This window comes from Streptomyces sp. NPDC004266, assembly GCF_042874095.1.
GTDB lineage: Bacteria > Actinomycetota > Actinomycetes > Streptomycetales > Streptomycetaceae > Streptomyces.
The window spans coordinates 180,464-195,618 of sequence record NZ_JBIAMM010000015.1; the positions used below are offsets into that span (position 1 = coordinate 180,464).

Genomic DNA, 15,155 nt, shown 5'->3' on the forward strand with positions numbered 1-15,155 from the left:
AAATGAACCTCCGCACCGCCGAGGGCGGACGGCGGTGCCACGGCCGGGGGTCACGGCTCCGGGGTCGTCTCCGGTGTCCGCCGCGCGCGCGTCAGCCGTTCGAGGTCCGACGCGCTCACCGGCGCCGTCCCCGTCAGGGTGTCGACCAGCGCCTGGGCGAGGACGGTCGCGGAGCCGAGCCGGGTGTCCTCGCGCTCGTCGCCGGTGACCTTCCCGATGACGGCGTCCCGGACCGCGTACGAGATGGAGAGGTCCCCGAACAGCTCGGGGAAGGAGAGCGCCATCATGCACACGCCCACGTTGGCGGAGAGGATCGACTGGCCGGCCAGCTCGGGGCTCATGCGCAGGCGGCCGGCGTCACGGCAGCGCTCCACGGCCTTCAGGAGGATCGCCTGCGCCTCCTTGACGGCCTGCGGCTTGGCCTCGCCCGTCGGCGTGAACATCAGGCGGTAGAGGTGCGGGTTGCGCAGGGCGAACGCGACGTGGCTGTCCCAGGCCGTGCTCAGGTCCGCCACCGGGTCCTCGGTGAGCGGATTGCGCCGCTTCTCGGCGAGGAAGCGCTCGAAGCCGATGTCGGCGACCGCCGTGAGCAGCCCCTGCTTGTCGCCGAACTGGCGGTAGATCTCGGGCATGCCCACCTTCGCCCGGTCGCAGATGGCCCGGGTCGAGATGGCCAGCGCGTCCTTGGTGGCGAGCAGTTCCCCGGTGGCTTCCAGGATGCGCTCTCGTGCCGTCGACATGGCTCCCACGATAACAGCGCTAACACCGCGGACCTGGGCGGATCCGGGGCCGGGGGCGTCCGCTCGGGGCGCCGCCCCACTGGCGTTATCGATGCTAACGAATTGTGTTAGCGTGTGAAACATGCCCGGGAGGCGGCCCGCCCGGGCCGCCCCGCCCTCCGCGACGAAAGGAACCGCCATGACCGTGTCCACCACCCTGCGCGATGTGATCGGTCTCCCCCAGGAGCTGCCGCGCCTGGGGGAGTCGGCGCTGATCATGATCGATTTCCAGAACACCTACCGCACCGGCGTCATGCGGCTCGACGGCGCCGAGGAGGCCGTGGCCGCCGGTGCCCGGCTGCTCGCCGCCGCCCGCGCCGAGGGCACCCCGGTCGTCCACGTCGTCAACGACGGCGGTGAGGGCACCCCGTACGACATCCGGGCCGAGATCGGCTCGATCAGCGACGAAGTCGCCCCGGCCGAGGGCGAGAAGGTCGTCGTCAAGCAGTTCCCCAACGCCTTCCACGCCACGGACCTGGAGGAGACCCTCAAGGAGCTCGGCGTGAGCGGCGACCTGGTCATCGCCGGCTTCATGACCCACATGTGCGTCCTCTTCACCGCCCAGGGCGCCTTCAACCTCGGCTACCGGCCGACCGTGGTCGCCGAGGCCACCGCGACCCGCCCCCTGGAGGCCCTGGACGGCACCGTCCTGCCGGCGGAAGCCCTCCGGGCCGCGAGCCTCACCACGGTCCGGGACCTGTTCGGCACGGTGGCCCGCACGGTCGACGAGCTCGTCGCCCCGGCAACCGTCGGGTGACGCGGAGGGCGGCGCTCTCGGCTCCGGCGGGTCCGACTGCGCCGCCGGCACCCGGAGTTCACCCGGGGGGCGCCTGAAGAGCGCCTGCCGCTCGGTTGCGGGTCGCCCGCCTCGGCGGTAATGGCGGTCGGCCCGTGACGACCCCTCCGGGCCCTCCGTACCGTGCGCCCCCTGGAGGACGTGTGCCCCCCGCCGTCGAGGCCGCCCGCGCCGAGGACGAGACCGTACGCGACGAGGCGGAGCGGCGCCCCGGCGGCGGCCGGCGACGGGCCGCCCCGCGGGCCCCGGCCGCCGCCGCCCTGCTCACCGCGGTGCTGTTCTGCCTCGCCACCCGGCTCTCCCGCACGTACCCCTTCGGCCCGGTGACCCGGAACACCGTCGACCTCGGCCAGCAGTACCTGCCGTTCCACGCCTACTGGCGGGCCTTCCTGCGCGGCGAGACGCACGGGGACGCCTTCCTCAACTGGAACTCCGGCTTCGGCTCCAACTTCCTCGGCGACATCGGCACGTACCTGAGCAGCCCCTTCGACCTCCTGGTCGTGCTCTTCCCGGCGGACCGCGTCGAACTCGCGCTGTACGTCGTCACCGCCGCCAAGATCTCCGCGGCGGCGGCCGCGATGGCACTGCTCCTCCCGCGGCTGCGCCCCGGCCCGTGGCCGGTCGCCGCCGTCCTCGGCACCGCGTACGCCCTCTCCGGCTGGACCCTCGACCACGGCGCCACCGTCCCGATGTGGCTCGACGGCCTCGTCGCCTTCCCCCTGCTCTGCCTGGTCGGCGAATGGGCCCGCGCCGGCCGCCGCCCCGTCCTCGGCCCCCTCGTCGTGGCCCTGGCCTGGATCGCCAACTTCTACACCGCCTACATGGCGACGCTCGGCGCCGCCGTCGTCCTCGCCGTCCGCCTCCTCACCGCCGAGGAGGCCGCCGGTGCCCGGCAGCGCCTCGCCGGGGCGCTGCGCGCCGCCCGGACCGTCCTCATCGGCATCGGGCTCGCCGCGCCGCTCGTCCTGGTCGTCTTCCTCGCCACGAAGGTCGCCGACCCCACCCCCGAGACCGTCTTCGCGCCGGCCTCCTGGACGGACGTCCTCGCCCGGCTCATGCCCGCCACCGCGAGCGTCGCCGGCCCCGCCCTCTTCATCGGCACGCCCGCCCTCGCGCTCGCGCTGACGCTGCCCTTCAACGGGGCCGTCGCCCCGCGCGTCCGGGCGGGCTGGACGGCCGCGATCGTCCTGGTGACGCTCTCCCTCCAGTGGGAGCCCACGCATCTGCTGTGGCACGCGGGCGCCTCGCCCAACGGCATTCCGTACCGTCAGGCCTTCGTCCTGTGCGGCCTGCTGCTCATCGCCGCCTGGTTCTCCGCAGCCCGGGGCGTGCCCCGGCCGGCCGCGCTCCTCGGGGGCGTGGCACTGCTCGGAGCCCTGGCGTGGACGGCCCGGGGGAGCGCCGACATCGACCGGTGGACCTTCCCCGCCTTCGGCGCGGCCGCGCTCCTCGCGCTCGCCGCCGCCCCCCTCGCCCTGGCCGCCGACCGCCACGGCCACGCGCGCGTGAAGCCGGATCGGGCGCCACGCGCGCGCGTGCTCGCCGTCCTGGCCGTGGTCCTGCTCGTCGCCGCGCAGGCCGGGGAGGTGGCCGTCAGCGGGAAGCGGATCGAGGAGCAGCGGCGGAGCGAGGTCGCCTGGTCGCCCCGGGTCGGCCCCTGGCAGGCGACCGCCGCCGCCGAGACGGCCCGCGCGGACGCCTGGCCCCGGTACCGCACGGACCCCGGCGAGATGCCCGGAGGAAACGACGTGCTGCTCGTCGGAGGGCAGGGCGCCGACTACTACAGCAGCCTCACCTCGGACGTGACCTCCCGGACCCTGGCCTCCCTCGGCTTCGGCCACTACGCGAAGGGCCGGCACCCGGTCACCCTCGACAACCCCGTCACGGACGCCCTCTTCTCCATCGGCACCCGGCTGCGCTCGGAGCCCACGGAGCCCGTACGGCAGGACGCCCTGCCCCGCGCCACGGTCACCGCCACCACCATCCCCGTGCCGCCCCTGGTCACCGTCCGCCCGCCGGGGCGCCCGGCCACGCACCCCGGCGACTCGGCCTTCGCCCGGCAGGAACGCCTGCTCGGCGCCGACGTGTACGAGCTGCCCGCCCCGCGCCGTACCGGACGCACCCTCACCGCCCGCTGCCCCGCGGGCTCCCAGGTCTGGTTCTGGGCGCCCGAGTACAAGGGCACGGCGGCCCTGGCCGGGCAGGAGCCCGTGGAGTTCGACGGCAGGCCGCCCGCCGTCCGCGCCCCCATGCGGGCCCTCGGCGCCGTCCCGGACTCCGGCGCGGTGCGGATCGAGCTGCGGCCCGAGGGCAGGGTGCGGCTGCCCCGGGAACCGGTCGGCTGTCTGATCGACGCCCGGCTCGACTCCGCCGTACGGCAGCTCACCGCCGACGGCGCCACGCGCGTGCGTGCCACCGGACACACCGTCACGGCCGAACTGCCGCCGGGCAGCGAGGGGATCGCGGTCCTCGCCGCCCCGCGCGTCTCCGGCTGGCGCTGCGCCGCCGGCGACGCGGACGCCCGCCCCGCGCGCGCCTACGAGGGTCTCGTCGCCGTCCCCCTCGACGGACGGGCGAGCACCGTCAGCTGCTCCTTCCGGCCGCCCGGGCTGAAGCTCGGCGGCGCGGTCGGCGCGGCGGCGCTCCTCGCGCTCGCCGTGACGGGAGCCCTGCACCGCCGACGGGCCCGGAGGTGACGGGGTTTCCGCCGGAGACGACAAGAGTTCACCCGGAGTGCACGCGCGGATCGTTCACCGGGAGAAGTCGGTCGTTACTGTGCCCGCCATAACGGCGTTTAATTGTTCGATTCAGTGTGGGGATCCCGAGTGCCGAAACTGTCCGTCGTCGTACCGTTCCACAATGTCGGGGCATACGCGCCCGACACCTTGCGCAGTCTCGCGAACAACGCGGATCCGGAATTCGAATTCCTGCTGATCGACGACTGCTCGACGGACGAGACCCCGGAGATCCTCGACCGCTGGCGCGACCGCCTGCCGAACGCCACCGTCATCCGGCATGAGACGAACCAGGGCGTCGCCCAGGCCCGCAACACCGGGATCGACGCGGCGCGCGGCGACTACCTCACGTTCCTCGACGGCGACGACTGGTACGCGCCCGGCCACCTGAGCGCCGCCGTGGCCGGAATCTCCCGCCTTGGCTGCGATTTCGCCCGCACCGACCACGTCCTGTCGGAGGGCCGGAAACGGCAGATCCGCTATGCCCCCGCCAAACGGCGCGACACCGTGATGGACCCCAGGGACGGAATCTCGCCGGCCAGCATGGTGACGATGGTCGACTATCCCTTCGTGCCCTTCGGGATTTACAGCGGACGTCTTTTCGAGAACGGGGAATCCCGCTTCGAGACGTCCCTGAGGACCGCTGAGGACCGGCTCTGGGTCTGGCAGCTCCACCTCAAGGCGCGCACGTTCGCGGCGCTTTCCCTGCACGGCGTCTTCTACCGACGGGGCGTCACCACCTCGCTCACCCAGATCTCCGACAACCGGCAGCTGGACTTCATCCCCTCGTACGACCTCCTGCTCGACGAGGTCTCCCGGGACGCGGAGGCCGACCGCTTCCTCCCGAAGGCGGTCCGCACCTACTGCGCGATGATCGCCTTCCACATGGGCAAGGCGGACACGTACGAGCCTGCCGTCGCCGCGCGGCTGCGCACCGACGTCCGCGACGCCCTGCACCGCATGCCGCGGGCGGTCCTCGACGAGACCCTCGCCACCATGGACACCCCGCGCAGCACCCTCCTGCGGAGCCTGCGCGACACCGGAAGGACCGCCTGACCCATGGCCCCCGACGCCACCCCCGACACACCGGTCCAGATCTTCCAGGTGTCCACCCTGTACGGCGCCGCCACCGTCGCCGCCGCGCTCGACGCCGGACGGTTCGGCCCCCGCGACTCCGCCCGCCGGCTCCTGCTGGTCTCGCACAACGCCGAGATCCCGGAGACCGCGCTGCGCCTGGAGACCATGACCGGGTACGAGCGGATCGCCGCTCGCTTCGACGGCACCCTCGACTGGAACGAGACGATCCACCCGTACCACCCCGCCGCCTGGGCCCCCCGCCCCGAGGAGGCCCCCCTCTGGCAGCGTGTCTTGCGCACCGCCTGGGACCTCGGCGCCGGCCCGGTCGAGCTGATCGTCGAATCCATCCAGGTCAACCCGGCCAAGGCGCTCGCCGGCGCCTTCCCCGAGAGCGCCGTGCACGTCTACGCCGACGGTCTGATGAGCTACGGCCCGACCCGCTCCGACCTCGCGCAGTCGATCGCCTGCCGCGTCCGCCGCGTGCTCCACCTCGACCTGGTCCCGGGCCTCCGCCCCCTCCTCCTCGGCGAGTACGGGGTCGAGCCCGAGCTCGTCCCCGACACCGCCTTCCGCGCCGTCCTCGCCGAGCTCGCCGAGGAGGCGGCCGACGACCCGGAGATCACGCGGGCGGCCGCCGCGGGCCCGACGGCCCTGCTGCTCGGCCAGTACCTCGCCGCCCTCTCCCTGCTCACCCCCGAGGAGGAAGAGGAGCTGCACGTACGGATGCTGCGCGGGGCCGCCGCGGCCGGCCACCGGTCGGTGGTCTTCAAGCCGCACCCGACCGCCCCCGCCCGCTATTCCCAGGCCCTGGACGAGGAGGCCGAGCGGAGCGGCGTGAGGCTCACGGTCCTCGACGGGCCGCTGCTCGCCGAGACCTTCTACGAGCGCTGCCGGCCCGAGCTCGTCGTCGGCTGCTTCTCCACCGCGATGCTCACCGCAGCCGTCCACTACGGCATCCCCATCGCGCGCGTGGGCACCGCCGAGGTCCTCGAACGGCTCACCCCCTTCGAGAACAGCAACCGCATCCCGCTCACCGTCGTCGACCACCTGGTCGCGGACCTGGAGGGAGGCGAGGAGCCCGCCGTGCCCGGAGCGGCCCCGGCCTCGCTCACGCCACTGGTCAGGGCCGTCGGCTACTGCATGCGGCACAAGGCCCACCCGGGGCTCCGCGAGGAGGCCGCCGCCTTCCTGGCGGAGCACCACGCGGACCCCGGCACCGCGCACCACTTCACCGCGGAACGGCTGACCCGGCTCGGCCTCCCGGGCGGCGGCCCCGCCCCGCGGCGGACCGGCACCTCCCGGCTGCGCCGCGGCCTGACCCGGAGCCGACGCGGCTGAGCCCGGGCGGCGGGCCGGGCCCGCGTCGGGCGGACCCGTGTCAGGGGCCCGAACCGGCGTCCCGCCGAGGGCCCGCGCCGTCGGCGCTCAGTGCCCGGCGGACCTGACCAGGGTGAAGACCGCGCCCTCCGGGTCCGCCACCAGGGCGAGCCTGCCCGCCGTGCCCTCGCGGGGCGGGCGCAGCACCCGACCGCCGAGCTCCAGGACGAGCTCCGCCGCCGCGTCCGCGTCGGCGACCTCGAAGTACGTCATCCAGTGCGGGCCCCGGTCCCGGGGAAGCGCGTTGCCGACGCCGTGCAGCGAGGCCACCGGGGCCCCGGCCACGTGGAGCGTCGCGTAGTCGTGGTCGGCCGAGACGACCGGCTCCACGTCGTAGCCGAAGACCGAGCGGTAGAACTTGCCGATCGAGGACGTGTCGTACGTGAGGAGCTCGTTCCACACCGGGGTCCCCGGCGGTCCCGCCGCCGCGATGCCGTGGTGCGCCTCCGCCTGCCAGACGCCGAAGACCGCGCCGGACGGGTCGGAGCAGATGACCAGGCGGCCCGCCTCGCCCGCGTCCAGCGGGCCGACGGCGACGGTGCCGCCGCAGCAGCGGATGTCCTCGGCGGTCTCGTCGGCGTCCGCCGCGGCCAGGTAGGGGGTCCAGGCGATCCGCAGGTGCCGGTCGGGCGGCAGCCGGCCGATGCCCGCCACCTCCTTGCCGTCGAGCAGCGCGCGCACGTACGGGCCGAGCTGCTGCGGACCGGGGACGAAGTCCCAGCCGAAGAGCGCGTGGTAGAACTCCTGCGTGGCGTCGATCCCGTGCACCATCAGGCTCACCCAGCAGGGTGTGCCGGGCGGGCGCGGAGTCGCCTCGGTCATCGTCACCCTCTCCTCGGACCGTCGTCGTGGCCGTGCACCGTCCGATGGTGACACCGACGGGGGCGCGACGTGCCCAGGCCACACCGAACGTGGCGCGATCCCGTCGGAGGTCGCGGGGACCGTCCCCCGCGGCCGTGCGGCTGCGCGAGGATGGCTCCCATGAAGCCCATCATCTCCGCAAGCGAACTGCTGAGCGAGTCGGCCGGGGTCCGGCCGCCGGTCCTCCTGGACGTCCGCTGGACGCTCGGCGGCCCGCCCGGGCGGCCGGCCTACGAGGCCGGTCACCTTCCCGGCGCGGTCTACGTCGACCTCGACGCGGAACTCGCGGGCCCGCCCGGGAGCGCCGGCCGCCACCCGCTGCCCGACCCGGAGGCCTTCGGAGCCGTGATGCGCCGGGCGGGCGTCTCGGCGGACCGGCCGGTCGTCGTCTACGACGGGGGCCTCGGCTGGGGCGCGGCCCGCGCCTGGTGGCTGCTCCGCTGGGCGGGCCACCCGGACGTGCGGGTCCTGGACGGGGGCCTCGCGGCCTGGACGGGGGAGCTCACGGAGAAGGTCCCGACGCCGGAGCCGGGCGACTTCCGGCCGGAGCCGGGCTCCCTGGAGCTGCTCGACGCCGACGCGGCCGCGGCGCTGCCCGACACGGGGCTGCTCCTGGACGCGCGGGCGGCCGAGCGCTACCGGGGCGACGTGGAGCCGATCGACCGGGTGGGCGGGCACATCCCGGGCGCGGTCTCGGCCCCGACGACGGAGAACGTCGACGCCGGGGGCCTCTTCCTGGCGGCCGGCGCCCTGCGGGACCGCTTCGCCGCGCTCGGCGCGACGGAGGGGACCCCGGTGGCCGTCTACTGCGGCTCGGGCGTCTCGGGCGCCCACGAGGTGCTCGCGCTGGAGATCGCGGGCATCCCCGCGGGCCTCTACGCGGGCTCCTGGTCGGAGTGGTCCTCGGACCCGGCCCGCCCGGTCGCCACGGGCCCGGACCCGCGCTGACCCCGTACGGGAAGGGCCCGCGGCGCCACGCACCGAGGGTCCTTCCCCCGCACGGGGGCGCGTGAGCGACCGGGGTCCCGCCGGCTCGTGACGCGTGCGCGCAGGAGGGCCGGCTTCACGCCCGTTCACGCGCCCGCGTGGGGCGGCCGGTCCCGTACCCCGTTCACGCCTCGGCGTGGGGCGGCCGGTCCCGCACTCCGTGCACGCGTGCCCGTAAAGGACCGGTCCCACACTCCGCGCGCACGCGCGTGCAGAAGGGTCGATCCCGATCCCGATCCCGAGCCCGGCGCACGCGGGGCCGGTCCTGCGCCCCGCGCCCGCGTACGGCCGTCAGTCCTGCTTCTTCCTGCGGGTGCCGAAGACGATCTCGTCCCAGCTCGGTACTGCGGCGCGGCGGCCCGGGCGGACGCCGTCCGCCTCGGCCTGTCGGTCCGTGGCGCCGTGCAGGCGGTCGCGGTGACCGGAGACCGCGCGGGGCATCAGGACGTCGGCGTAGGCCGAACCCGCGCCCGCCGAGGCGGCCGGGGCCGGCGGCTCCTCCGCCTCGGTCTCCTCCGAGGGCTCGCCGTCCGGCTGCTCGGGCACGACCATGTCGCCGCGGAAGCTCGGCACGGCCTCCAGGAGGCTGGTCAGCGAGTCCCGCTCCTCCTCCGGCTCGACGGGCGCGGGCGCCCGCTCCAGCTGCCGGTCGGAACGGTCGATCTGGCGGTCCAGCGCCCGGTCGAGCGGCCTGTCCCGGGGCAGTCGGGCGATGCGCGGCACGAAGGGGAAGCTCGGCTCCGGCGCGGCGGCGATCGTGTCGTCCGTCTCGCCGATCAGGGCCCGTGCCTCGTCGTCCACGGCCTGGACGAGCCGCCGCGGCGGGTCGTACGTCCAGCTCGCCGTGTGGACCTCGCCCGCGACCCGGTAGACGAGCAGCACCTCCCAGGTGCCGTCGTCGCGCCGCCAGGAGTCCCACTGCACGGTGTCCTTCTCGGCGCCGCGCAGCAGCAGTCGCTCCTGCACGGCCTCGCCGAGCTGCGGGCCGCTGTTCTCCCCGGGCCTGCGGACCGGGGTCTTGCGGGCGCGCTCGGCCATGAAGGCGCGCTCCGCGAGCACGGGACCCTCGAAGCGGCGCACGCGGTCGACGGGGATGCCGGCGAGCTGGGCGACCTCCTCGGCGGAGGCACCGGCTCGTATCCGCGCCTGGATGTCACGGGGGCGGAGGTGGCTCTCCACCTCGATCTCGATCTGGCCGAGGCGCGCGCGGTCGTTGCGCACGGCGGCACGGAGCCGCTCGTCGATCGGAAGCGTGTACTCCGTGCTGTCAGCAGCCTTCAGCACCAGTCGTGTGCCGTCGTTGGAGACGGCCACGACACGCAGTTCGGGCATGGGGACCTCCCGGGTGGTGCCTGCCGACGTCACGTGCGTCGCTGCTTCCGCTAGTCGAGTGTGGCCTGCCCGGGTGCAGCCTGCCACTACCTTGCCGAGTTGCCCGGCGTGTCGGGCATGGACCCTGGAACGCCGTTATGGCACGGTTACCTGTTCGCTACTGGGAGTGACTGGCGGTCACTCTGTGCAGCCGATTTCCGTGCGATGCCGAGGCGTCGCCGGTTCGAGCGCCGTGTACGGCCCCCTCCCCGTGATTCCGGGCACCCGTGAGGGCGTCCGGACCCAGGGTTCGTCAATGTACTCCATTCGGGCCACCTGGGTGGACCGGCGCGCCGCCCAACTTCTCGGGCGATACGGGAGTTGAGTCTCCGCGATCTTCCCCCGTACGTGTCACTCTTCACAGAAACGGCAGAAACGGAACTATTCGCTTCGCCTGTTTGTCCCTTCTGGGTGCAAGACGAACGGATGAGCCAGCAGGGGTCGGAGATGCGTCACAGGCCGGAAAACGACGGGGACGAGCCGGAGGAGGGGAAGAAGAGCGGCGGCAGGGTCGACCTGAGCGTGGCTCAGGTCTCCGGCAGCGCCCTGGCCGCGGTCATCGCCGCCAAACTCGCCTCGACCCTCGGCGTGTACGGCACGATCCTCGGCGCCGGTGTGATCAGCGTCATCGCGACCTGCGGCGGCCCGCTCTTCCAGCAGCTCTTCAAACGCACCGGCGAACAGGTCCGCGACGCGACCGCGGCGGCCAAGCCGAAGGCGCGTCAGATACCGGTCCCCGCCGGACCGCGGGACGACCGCACCCTGATGCTCGGCGTGCTCCCGCCGCCGTCCGCCGAGGAGTTCGGCGAGGAGTTCGGCGAGGCGACCGTCCACGGCACCCGCGTCCGGGGCTGGAAGCGTCCGGCGATCGCCGCCGCCCTGGTCTTCGGCGTCACCATGGGCGGCATCACCGCCTACGAACTGGTCGCCGGACAGGACTTCAGCGGCAAGCAGGGCACCACCACCTTCGGCTCCGTCGTCCGGGGCGGCGGAAGCACCGGCCGGGACGCGTCGGAGCGGGATCAGGAGCCCGCCCCCGTGCCCTCGGGGTCCACCGACGGCACCGGGCGGCAGCGGGACGGCGCCGGCACCCCCGCGACGGGGTCCACGCCGACCCCGGGCGACCGGGAGACCGGGACGGGAACGCCCTCGGCGGAGCCCGCCCCCTCCGGTTCCGCCGACGACGGGACGACGCCCGCCCCGACGCCGCCCGCCCCGACGCCGACCGCCCCCACGGCGGAACCGACGGCGCCGACCCGGGAGCCGACCACCGGCACGGAGCGGCCCGAGACCCCCTCGGCCCCGGCGACGTCCGGAGCCGGGGCCGGGACCGGCCCGGAGACCGGGTGACCGTCAGTCGCCCAGGACCCGGCGCAGGTAGTCGTTGGCGAACAGCCGGTCCGGGTCGAGCCGGTCGCGCAGCGCCGTGAACTCGGCGAAGCGCGGGTAGGCCTCGGAGAAGTAGGCGGCGTCGCGGGTGTGGACCTTGCCCCAGTGGGGCCGGCCCCCGTGCGCCGTCATGATGCGCTCCACCGCGGTGAAGTACGCCCGGTGGGGCGTTCCCCGGTAGAGGTGGACGGCGATGTACGCGGTCTCCCGCCCCGAGGCCGTGGAGAGCGCGACGTCGTCCGCCGGAGCCGTGCGCACCTCCACCGGGAAGCTCACCTTGAGCGGCGAACGCTCGATCATCGCCTTGAGCTCGCGCAGCGCGGCGACCGCCGCCTCGCGCGGGAGCGCGTACTCCATCTCCAGGAAGCGGACCCGGCGCGGCGAGGTGAAGACCTTGTAAGGGATGTCGGTGTACGTACGGGCCGACAGGGCCCGGCTGGAGACCTTGGCGATCGAGGGGATCACCGGCGGCACCGCGCGGCCCAGCGAGCAGGCGAGCTGGAAGATCCCGTTGGAGAGGAGCTCGTCCTCGATCCAGCCGCTGATCCGTCCGGGGGGAGCGGCGGGGCCCGCGCTGCGGTTGTTGCGCTTGGTGTTGCAGTTGTCCGTGTGGGGGAACCAGTAGAACTCGAAGTGCTCGTTCTCCGCGTGCAGCGCGTCGAACTCCGAGGTGACCCGGTCGAAGGTCATCGGCTCCTCGCGCGCGGTGAGCAGGAAGACCGGTTCCACCGCGAAGGTGATGGCCGTGATCACCCCGAGGGCACCGAGGCCGATCCTGGCGGCCGCGAAGACCTCCGGATTCTCCTTCTCCGAGCAGGTGAGCAGCTCGCCGGAGGCCGTCACGAGCTCCAGCTCGCGGATCTGCGCGGCGATGGACGCCGAATCGCGGCCCGTGCCGTGCGTGCCGGTGGAGGTGGCGCCGGCGACGGTCTGCTCCATGATGTCGCCCATGTTCGTGAGCGAGAGGCCCTCCCGGGCCAGCGCCACGTTGAGCCGCTTCAGCGGCGTGCCCGACTCGACCGTCACGGTCATCGCCTCGCGGTCGATCCGCCGGATCCCGGTGAGCAGGCCCGGCCGGATCAGCACGCCGTCGGTGGCCGCGATCGAGGTGAAGGAGTGGCCGGTGCCGACCGTCTTCACCCGCAGCCCGTCCTCGGCCGCGCGGCGCACCGCCTCGGCGAGCTCCTCGGCCGAGGCCGGACTCACCTCGCGCGCCGGGCGGGAGGTGACGTTCCCCGCCCAGTTACGCCACGGGCTGCCCGTCCTGACGCTCCCCGACCCCGCTGCTGTCGTCCCGCTCACGCTGCCCCTCCCGGTTCGGCGCCGGCCTCCGCAGCCGGCGGTGTCCGAGGAGACCCACCGCGACCGCGAGCGCGCCCGAGACGACGGGCACCACGTACCCCGCCTCGGCCCCCGACGCGTCGACCACCCAGCCGGCGGCCGAGGAGCCGAGCGCCACGCCGATCGCGAGGCCGGTACCCGTCCAGGTCATGCCCTCGGTCAGCTTGGCGCGCGGTACGTGCGCTTCGACGAGGGCCATGGTGGTCACCATCGTCGGTGCGATGGACAGGCCCGCGACAAAGAGCGCCACGGCCAGCAACGGCAGGTTCCCGGCCAGTAGGAGGGGGATCATACTCACGGCCATCGCACAGACGCCCAGGAGCCACCGGCGGGACGGTTCGCCCTTGAGGTGGAGCAGTCCGAAGACGGCTCCGGCCACGCCGGAGCCCAGCGCGTACACGGCCAGGACGAGGCTGGCGGCGGCCTTGTGACCCTGCTCCTCGGCGAAGGCCACGGTCACCACGTCCACCGAACCGAAGATCGCGCCGGTGGCGACGAAGGCGAGGGTGAGGACCTGGAGGCCCCGGGAGCGGAGCGCGGAGGCGCCCCGGGTGCCGGACTGGGGGTGGGGGACCGGCTCGGTGGCGCGCTGCGCGGTCAGCCAGAACACGCCGACGGCCAGGAACACCCCGGCGAACAGCGGACCGGCCTCGGGGAACCAGGCCGTCGACAGGCCGATCGAGAGGATCGGCCCGAAGATGAAGCACACCTCGTCGACGATCGACTCCCAGGAGTACGCCGTGTGCAGGCGCCGCTCCTCGCCCCGGTAGATCTCCGCCCACCGGGCGCGGATCATCGCGCCGAGGCTCGGCACGCAGCCGATCACGCCCGTGAAGACGAAGAGGGTCCAGTCCGGGGCCTTCTGCTGCACGCAGAGGAGGAGCCCGGCGGCCGCCGCGAGCGAGACCAGCGTCACCGGGCGGAGCACCTTGCGCTGTCCGTGCCGGTCGACCAGGCGGGAGACGAGCGGGCCGAGGATCGCGGCGGACATCGCGAGCGTCGCCGAGAGCGCTCCTGCGAGGCCGTACCGGCCGGTGACCTGCGAAATCATGGTCACGACGCCGATGCCCATCATGGACAGCGGCATCCGGCCGAAGAAGCCCGCGACGGAGAACGAGGCGGTTCCGGGCGCCGCGAAGATCGCGCGGTAGGGACTGGGCAAGAGAGGTCCTTGGTCAACACGTGTAATTAATAGCTAAAGCCTACGGTGTTGAAGTCGATCGGTCATCCTCCTTTTTCGGACGAAGGACTCCGCGGACGACAGGCCACGCCCCTCGCCGTCCCGGGCGGGTGGGAGGATCGGTGCCATGTCCGATCAGCACGATCCCGCCCCGTACGACGCCCTGCTGCTGCTCTCCTTCGGCGGCCCCGAGGGCCCTGACGACGTGGTCCCGTTCCTGGAGAACGTGACCCGCGGCCGCGGCATCCCGAAGGAACGGCTCAAGGAAGTGGGACAGCACTACTTCCTCTTCGGCGGCGTCTCCCCGATCAACGACCAGAACCGGGCGCTCCTCGAAGCGCTGCGGAAGGACTTCGAGCAGGCCGGGCTCGACCTGCCGGTCTACTGGGGAAACCGGAACTGGGCGCCGTACCTCACCGACACCCTCCGCGAGATGGTCACCGACGGGCGGCGCCACATCGCCGTCCTCACCACCAGCGCGTACGCCTCCTACTCCGGCTGCCGCCAGTACCGCGAGAACCTCGCCGACGCGCTCGCCGCCCTGGAGGCGGAGGGGCTCCCGCTGCCCCGGGTCGACAAGCTCCGGCACTACTTCAACCACCCCGGCTTCGTCGGACCCATGGTCGAGGGCGTCCTCGCCTCGCTCGCCGAGCTCGACCCGGCCGTGCGGGACCGCGCCCACCTCGCCTTCACCACCCACTCCATCCCCGACTCCGCCGCCGACAGCTCCGGCCCGGTCACCGAGCACGGCGAGGGCGGGGCCTACGTCCGCCAGCACCTCGACGTCGCGCGGGTGATCGCCGACGCCGTCCGCGAGGAGACCGGCGTCGACCACCCGTGGAAGCTCGTCTACCAGTCCCGCAGCGGCGCCCCCCACATCCCGTGGCTGGAACCCGACATCTGCGACCACCTGGAGGAGCTGCACGGCGCCGGCGTGCCCGCCGCCGTCATGGTCCCGATCGGCTTCGTCTCCGACCACATGGAGGTCCTCTACGACCTCGACACCGAGGCCACGGCGAAGGCGGCCGACCTCGGCCTGCCCGTCCGCCGCTCGGCGACCGTCGGGGCCGACCCGCGCTTCGCCGCCGCCGTCCGCGAGCTCGTCCTGGAGCGGGCGGCGCGCGAGCGGGGGAGCAAGGCGGAGCGGTGCGCCCTGGGCGCGCTCGGCGCCTCCCACGACCTCTGCCCGATCGGCTGCTGCCCGGCCAGGGCCGAGCGGCCGGCGGCGGCCGGCGCCGACAGCCCGTACGCGTAAGGAGCCG

General features: G+C 74.0%; 12 protein-coding genes. 7 read left to right on the plus strand and 5 right to left on the minus strand.

Going from position 1 to position 15,155, the window contains the following annotated elements; translation table 11 throughout:
- Positions 1–50: 50 nt before the first annotated feature.
- Positions 51–740 (minus strand): TetR/AcrR family transcriptional regulator, encoded by a 690-nt coding sequence (locus tag ACFYUZ_RS30850; protein WP_389314740.1) that lies wholly within the window; start codon positions 738–740, stop codon positions 51–53.
- A gap of 178 nt (positions 741–918) precedes the next feature.
- Between ACFYUZ_RS30850 and ACFYUZ_RS30855 the strand changes: the two genes are divergently transcribed.
- The 4 genes from ACFYUZ_RS30855 to ACFYUZ_RS30870 all read left to right on the plus strand — a co-directional run bounded on the left by ACFYUZ_RS30855 (position 919) and on the right by ACFYUZ_RS30870 (position 6,725).
- Positions 919–1,536, plus strand: coding sequence for an isochorismatase family protein (locus ACFYUZ_RS30855; protein WP_389314742.1), 618 nt, complete (start codon positions 919–921; stop codon positions 1,534–1,536).
- A gap of 182 nt (positions 1,537–1,718) precedes the next feature.
- Complete coding sequence (locus ACFYUZ_RS30860; protein ID WP_389314744.1) at positions 1,719–4,271, plus strand: YfhO family protein; 2,553 nt, start codon at positions 1,719–1,721, stop codon at positions 4,269–4,271.
- 129 nt (positions 4,272–4,400) lie between these two features.
- Positions 4,401–5,366 (plus strand): glycosyltransferase family 2 protein, encoded by a 966-nt coding sequence (locus ACFYUZ_RS30865; RefSeq protein ID WP_389314746.1) that lies wholly within the window; start codon positions 4,401–4,403, stop codon positions 5,364–5,366.
- A gap of 3 nt (positions 5,367–5,369) precedes the next feature.
- Positions 5,370–6,725 carry a polysialyltransferase family glycosyltransferase gene (locus ACFYUZ_RS30870; RefSeq protein WP_389314747.1) on the plus strand — a complete coding sequence of 452 codons (1,356 nt, stop codon included), beginning with the start codon at positions 5,370–5,372 and terminating at the stop codon, positions 6,723–6,725.
- Between the two features lie 87 nt (positions 6,726–6,812).
- Here ACFYUZ_RS30870 and ACFYUZ_RS30875 read toward each other — a convergent pair whose 3' ends face one another.
- The gene (locus ACFYUZ_RS30875; protein WP_389314749.1) at positions 6,813–7,586 is read right to left on the minus strand and encodes a VOC family protein; all 774 of its coding nucleotides are present in this window, start codon (positions 7,584–7,586) and stop codon (positions 6,813–6,815) included.
- A gap of 159 nt (positions 7,587–7,745) precedes the next feature.
- Here ACFYUZ_RS30875 and ACFYUZ_RS30880 point away from each other — a divergent pair, with 159 nt between their 5' ends.
- Positions 7,746–8,573 carry a sulfurtransferase gene (locus tag ACFYUZ_RS30880; protein ID WP_389314751.1) on the plus strand — a complete coding sequence of 276 codons (828 nt, stop codon included), beginning with the start codon at positions 7,746–7,748 and terminating at the stop codon, positions 8,571–8,573.
- Between the two features lie 330 nt (positions 8,574–8,903).
- On the opposite strand, the gene sepH is transcribed toward ACFYUZ_RS30880, so the two are convergent.
- The gene (gene sepH, locus ACFYUZ_RS30885; RefSeq protein WP_389314753.1) at positions 8,904–9,944 is read right to left on the minus strand and encodes a septation protein SepH; all 1,041 of its coding nucleotides are present in this window, start codon (positions 9,942–9,944) and stop codon (positions 8,904–8,906) included.
- Positions 9,945–10,430: 486 nt separating this feature from the next.
- Here sepH and ACFYUZ_RS30890 point away from each other — a divergent pair, with 486 nt between their 5' ends.
- Positions 10,431–11,333: a hypothetical protein gene (locus ACFYUZ_RS30890; protein WP_389314755.1), complete on the plus strand. Its 903-nt coding sequence runs from the start codon at positions 10,431–10,433 to the stop codon at positions 11,331–11,333.
- Between the two features lie 3 nt (positions 11,334–11,336).
- On the opposite strand, the gene ACFYUZ_RS30895 is transcribed toward ACFYUZ_RS30890, so the two are convergent.
- Together ACFYUZ_RS30895 and ACFYUZ_RS30900 are read right to left on the minus strand one after the other, a co-directional pair.
- A complete protein-coding gene (locus ACFYUZ_RS30895; protein WP_389314757.1) occupies positions 11,337–12,674 on the minus strand; it encodes a D-arabinono-1,4-lactone oxidase in 1,338 nt (445 codons plus the stop codon).
- Positions 12,616–13,875, minus strand: a complete 1,260-nt coding sequence (locus ACFYUZ_RS30900) for an MFS transporter (protein ID WP_389314759.1) — start codon at positions 13,873–13,875, stop codon at positions 12,616–12,618. The genes ACFYUZ_RS30895 and ACFYUZ_RS30900 overlap by 59 nt, the downstream gene beginning before the upstream one ends.
- A 145-nt stretch (positions 13,876–14,020) precedes the next feature.
- Here ACFYUZ_RS30900 and ACFYUZ_RS30905 point away from each other — a divergent pair, with 145 nt between their 5' ends.
- The gene (locus ACFYUZ_RS30905; RefSeq protein WP_389314761.1) at positions 14,021–15,148 is read left to right on the plus strand and encodes a ferrochelatase; all 1,128 of its coding nucleotides are present in this window, start codon (positions 14,021–14,023) and stop codon (positions 15,146–15,148) included.
- Positions 15,149–15,155: the final 7 nt, after the last annotated feature.

Bases quoted from the DNA above. Each gene is read 5' to 3' on its own strand.
- ACFYUZ_RS30905 (WP_389314761.1), top strand. From the start codon at position 14,021: ATGTCCGATCAGCACGATCCCGCCCCGTACGACGCCCTGCTGCTGCTC.
- ACFYUZ_RS30875 (WP_389314749.1), bottom strand. From the start codon at position 7,586: ATGACCGAGGCGACTCCGCGCCCGCCCGGCACACCCTGCTGGGTGAGC.
- ACFYUZ_RS30850 (WP_389314740.1), bottom strand. From the start codon at position 740: ATGTCGACGGCACGAGAGCGCATCCTGGAAGCCACCGGGGAACTGCTC.
- ACFYUZ_RS30870 (WP_389314747.1), top strand. From the start codon at position 5,370: ATGGCCCCCGACGCCACCCCCGACACACCGGTCCAGATCTTCCAGGTG.
- sepH (WP_389314753.1), bottom strand. From the start codon at position 9,944: ATGCCCGAACTGCGTGTCGTGGCCGTCTCCAACGACGGCACACGACTG.
- ACFYUZ_RS30890 (WP_389314755.1), top strand. From the start codon at position 10,431: ATGCGTCACAGGCCGGAAAACGACGGGGACGAGCCGGAGGAGGGGAAG.
- ACFYUZ_RS30880 (WP_389314751.1), top strand. From the start codon at position 7,746: ATGAAGCCCATCATCTCCGCAAGCGAACTGCTGAGCGAGTCGGCCGGG.
- ACFYUZ_RS30855 (WP_389314742.1), top strand. From the start codon at position 919: ATGACCGTGTCCACCACCCTGCGCGATGTGATCGGTCTCCCCCAGGAG.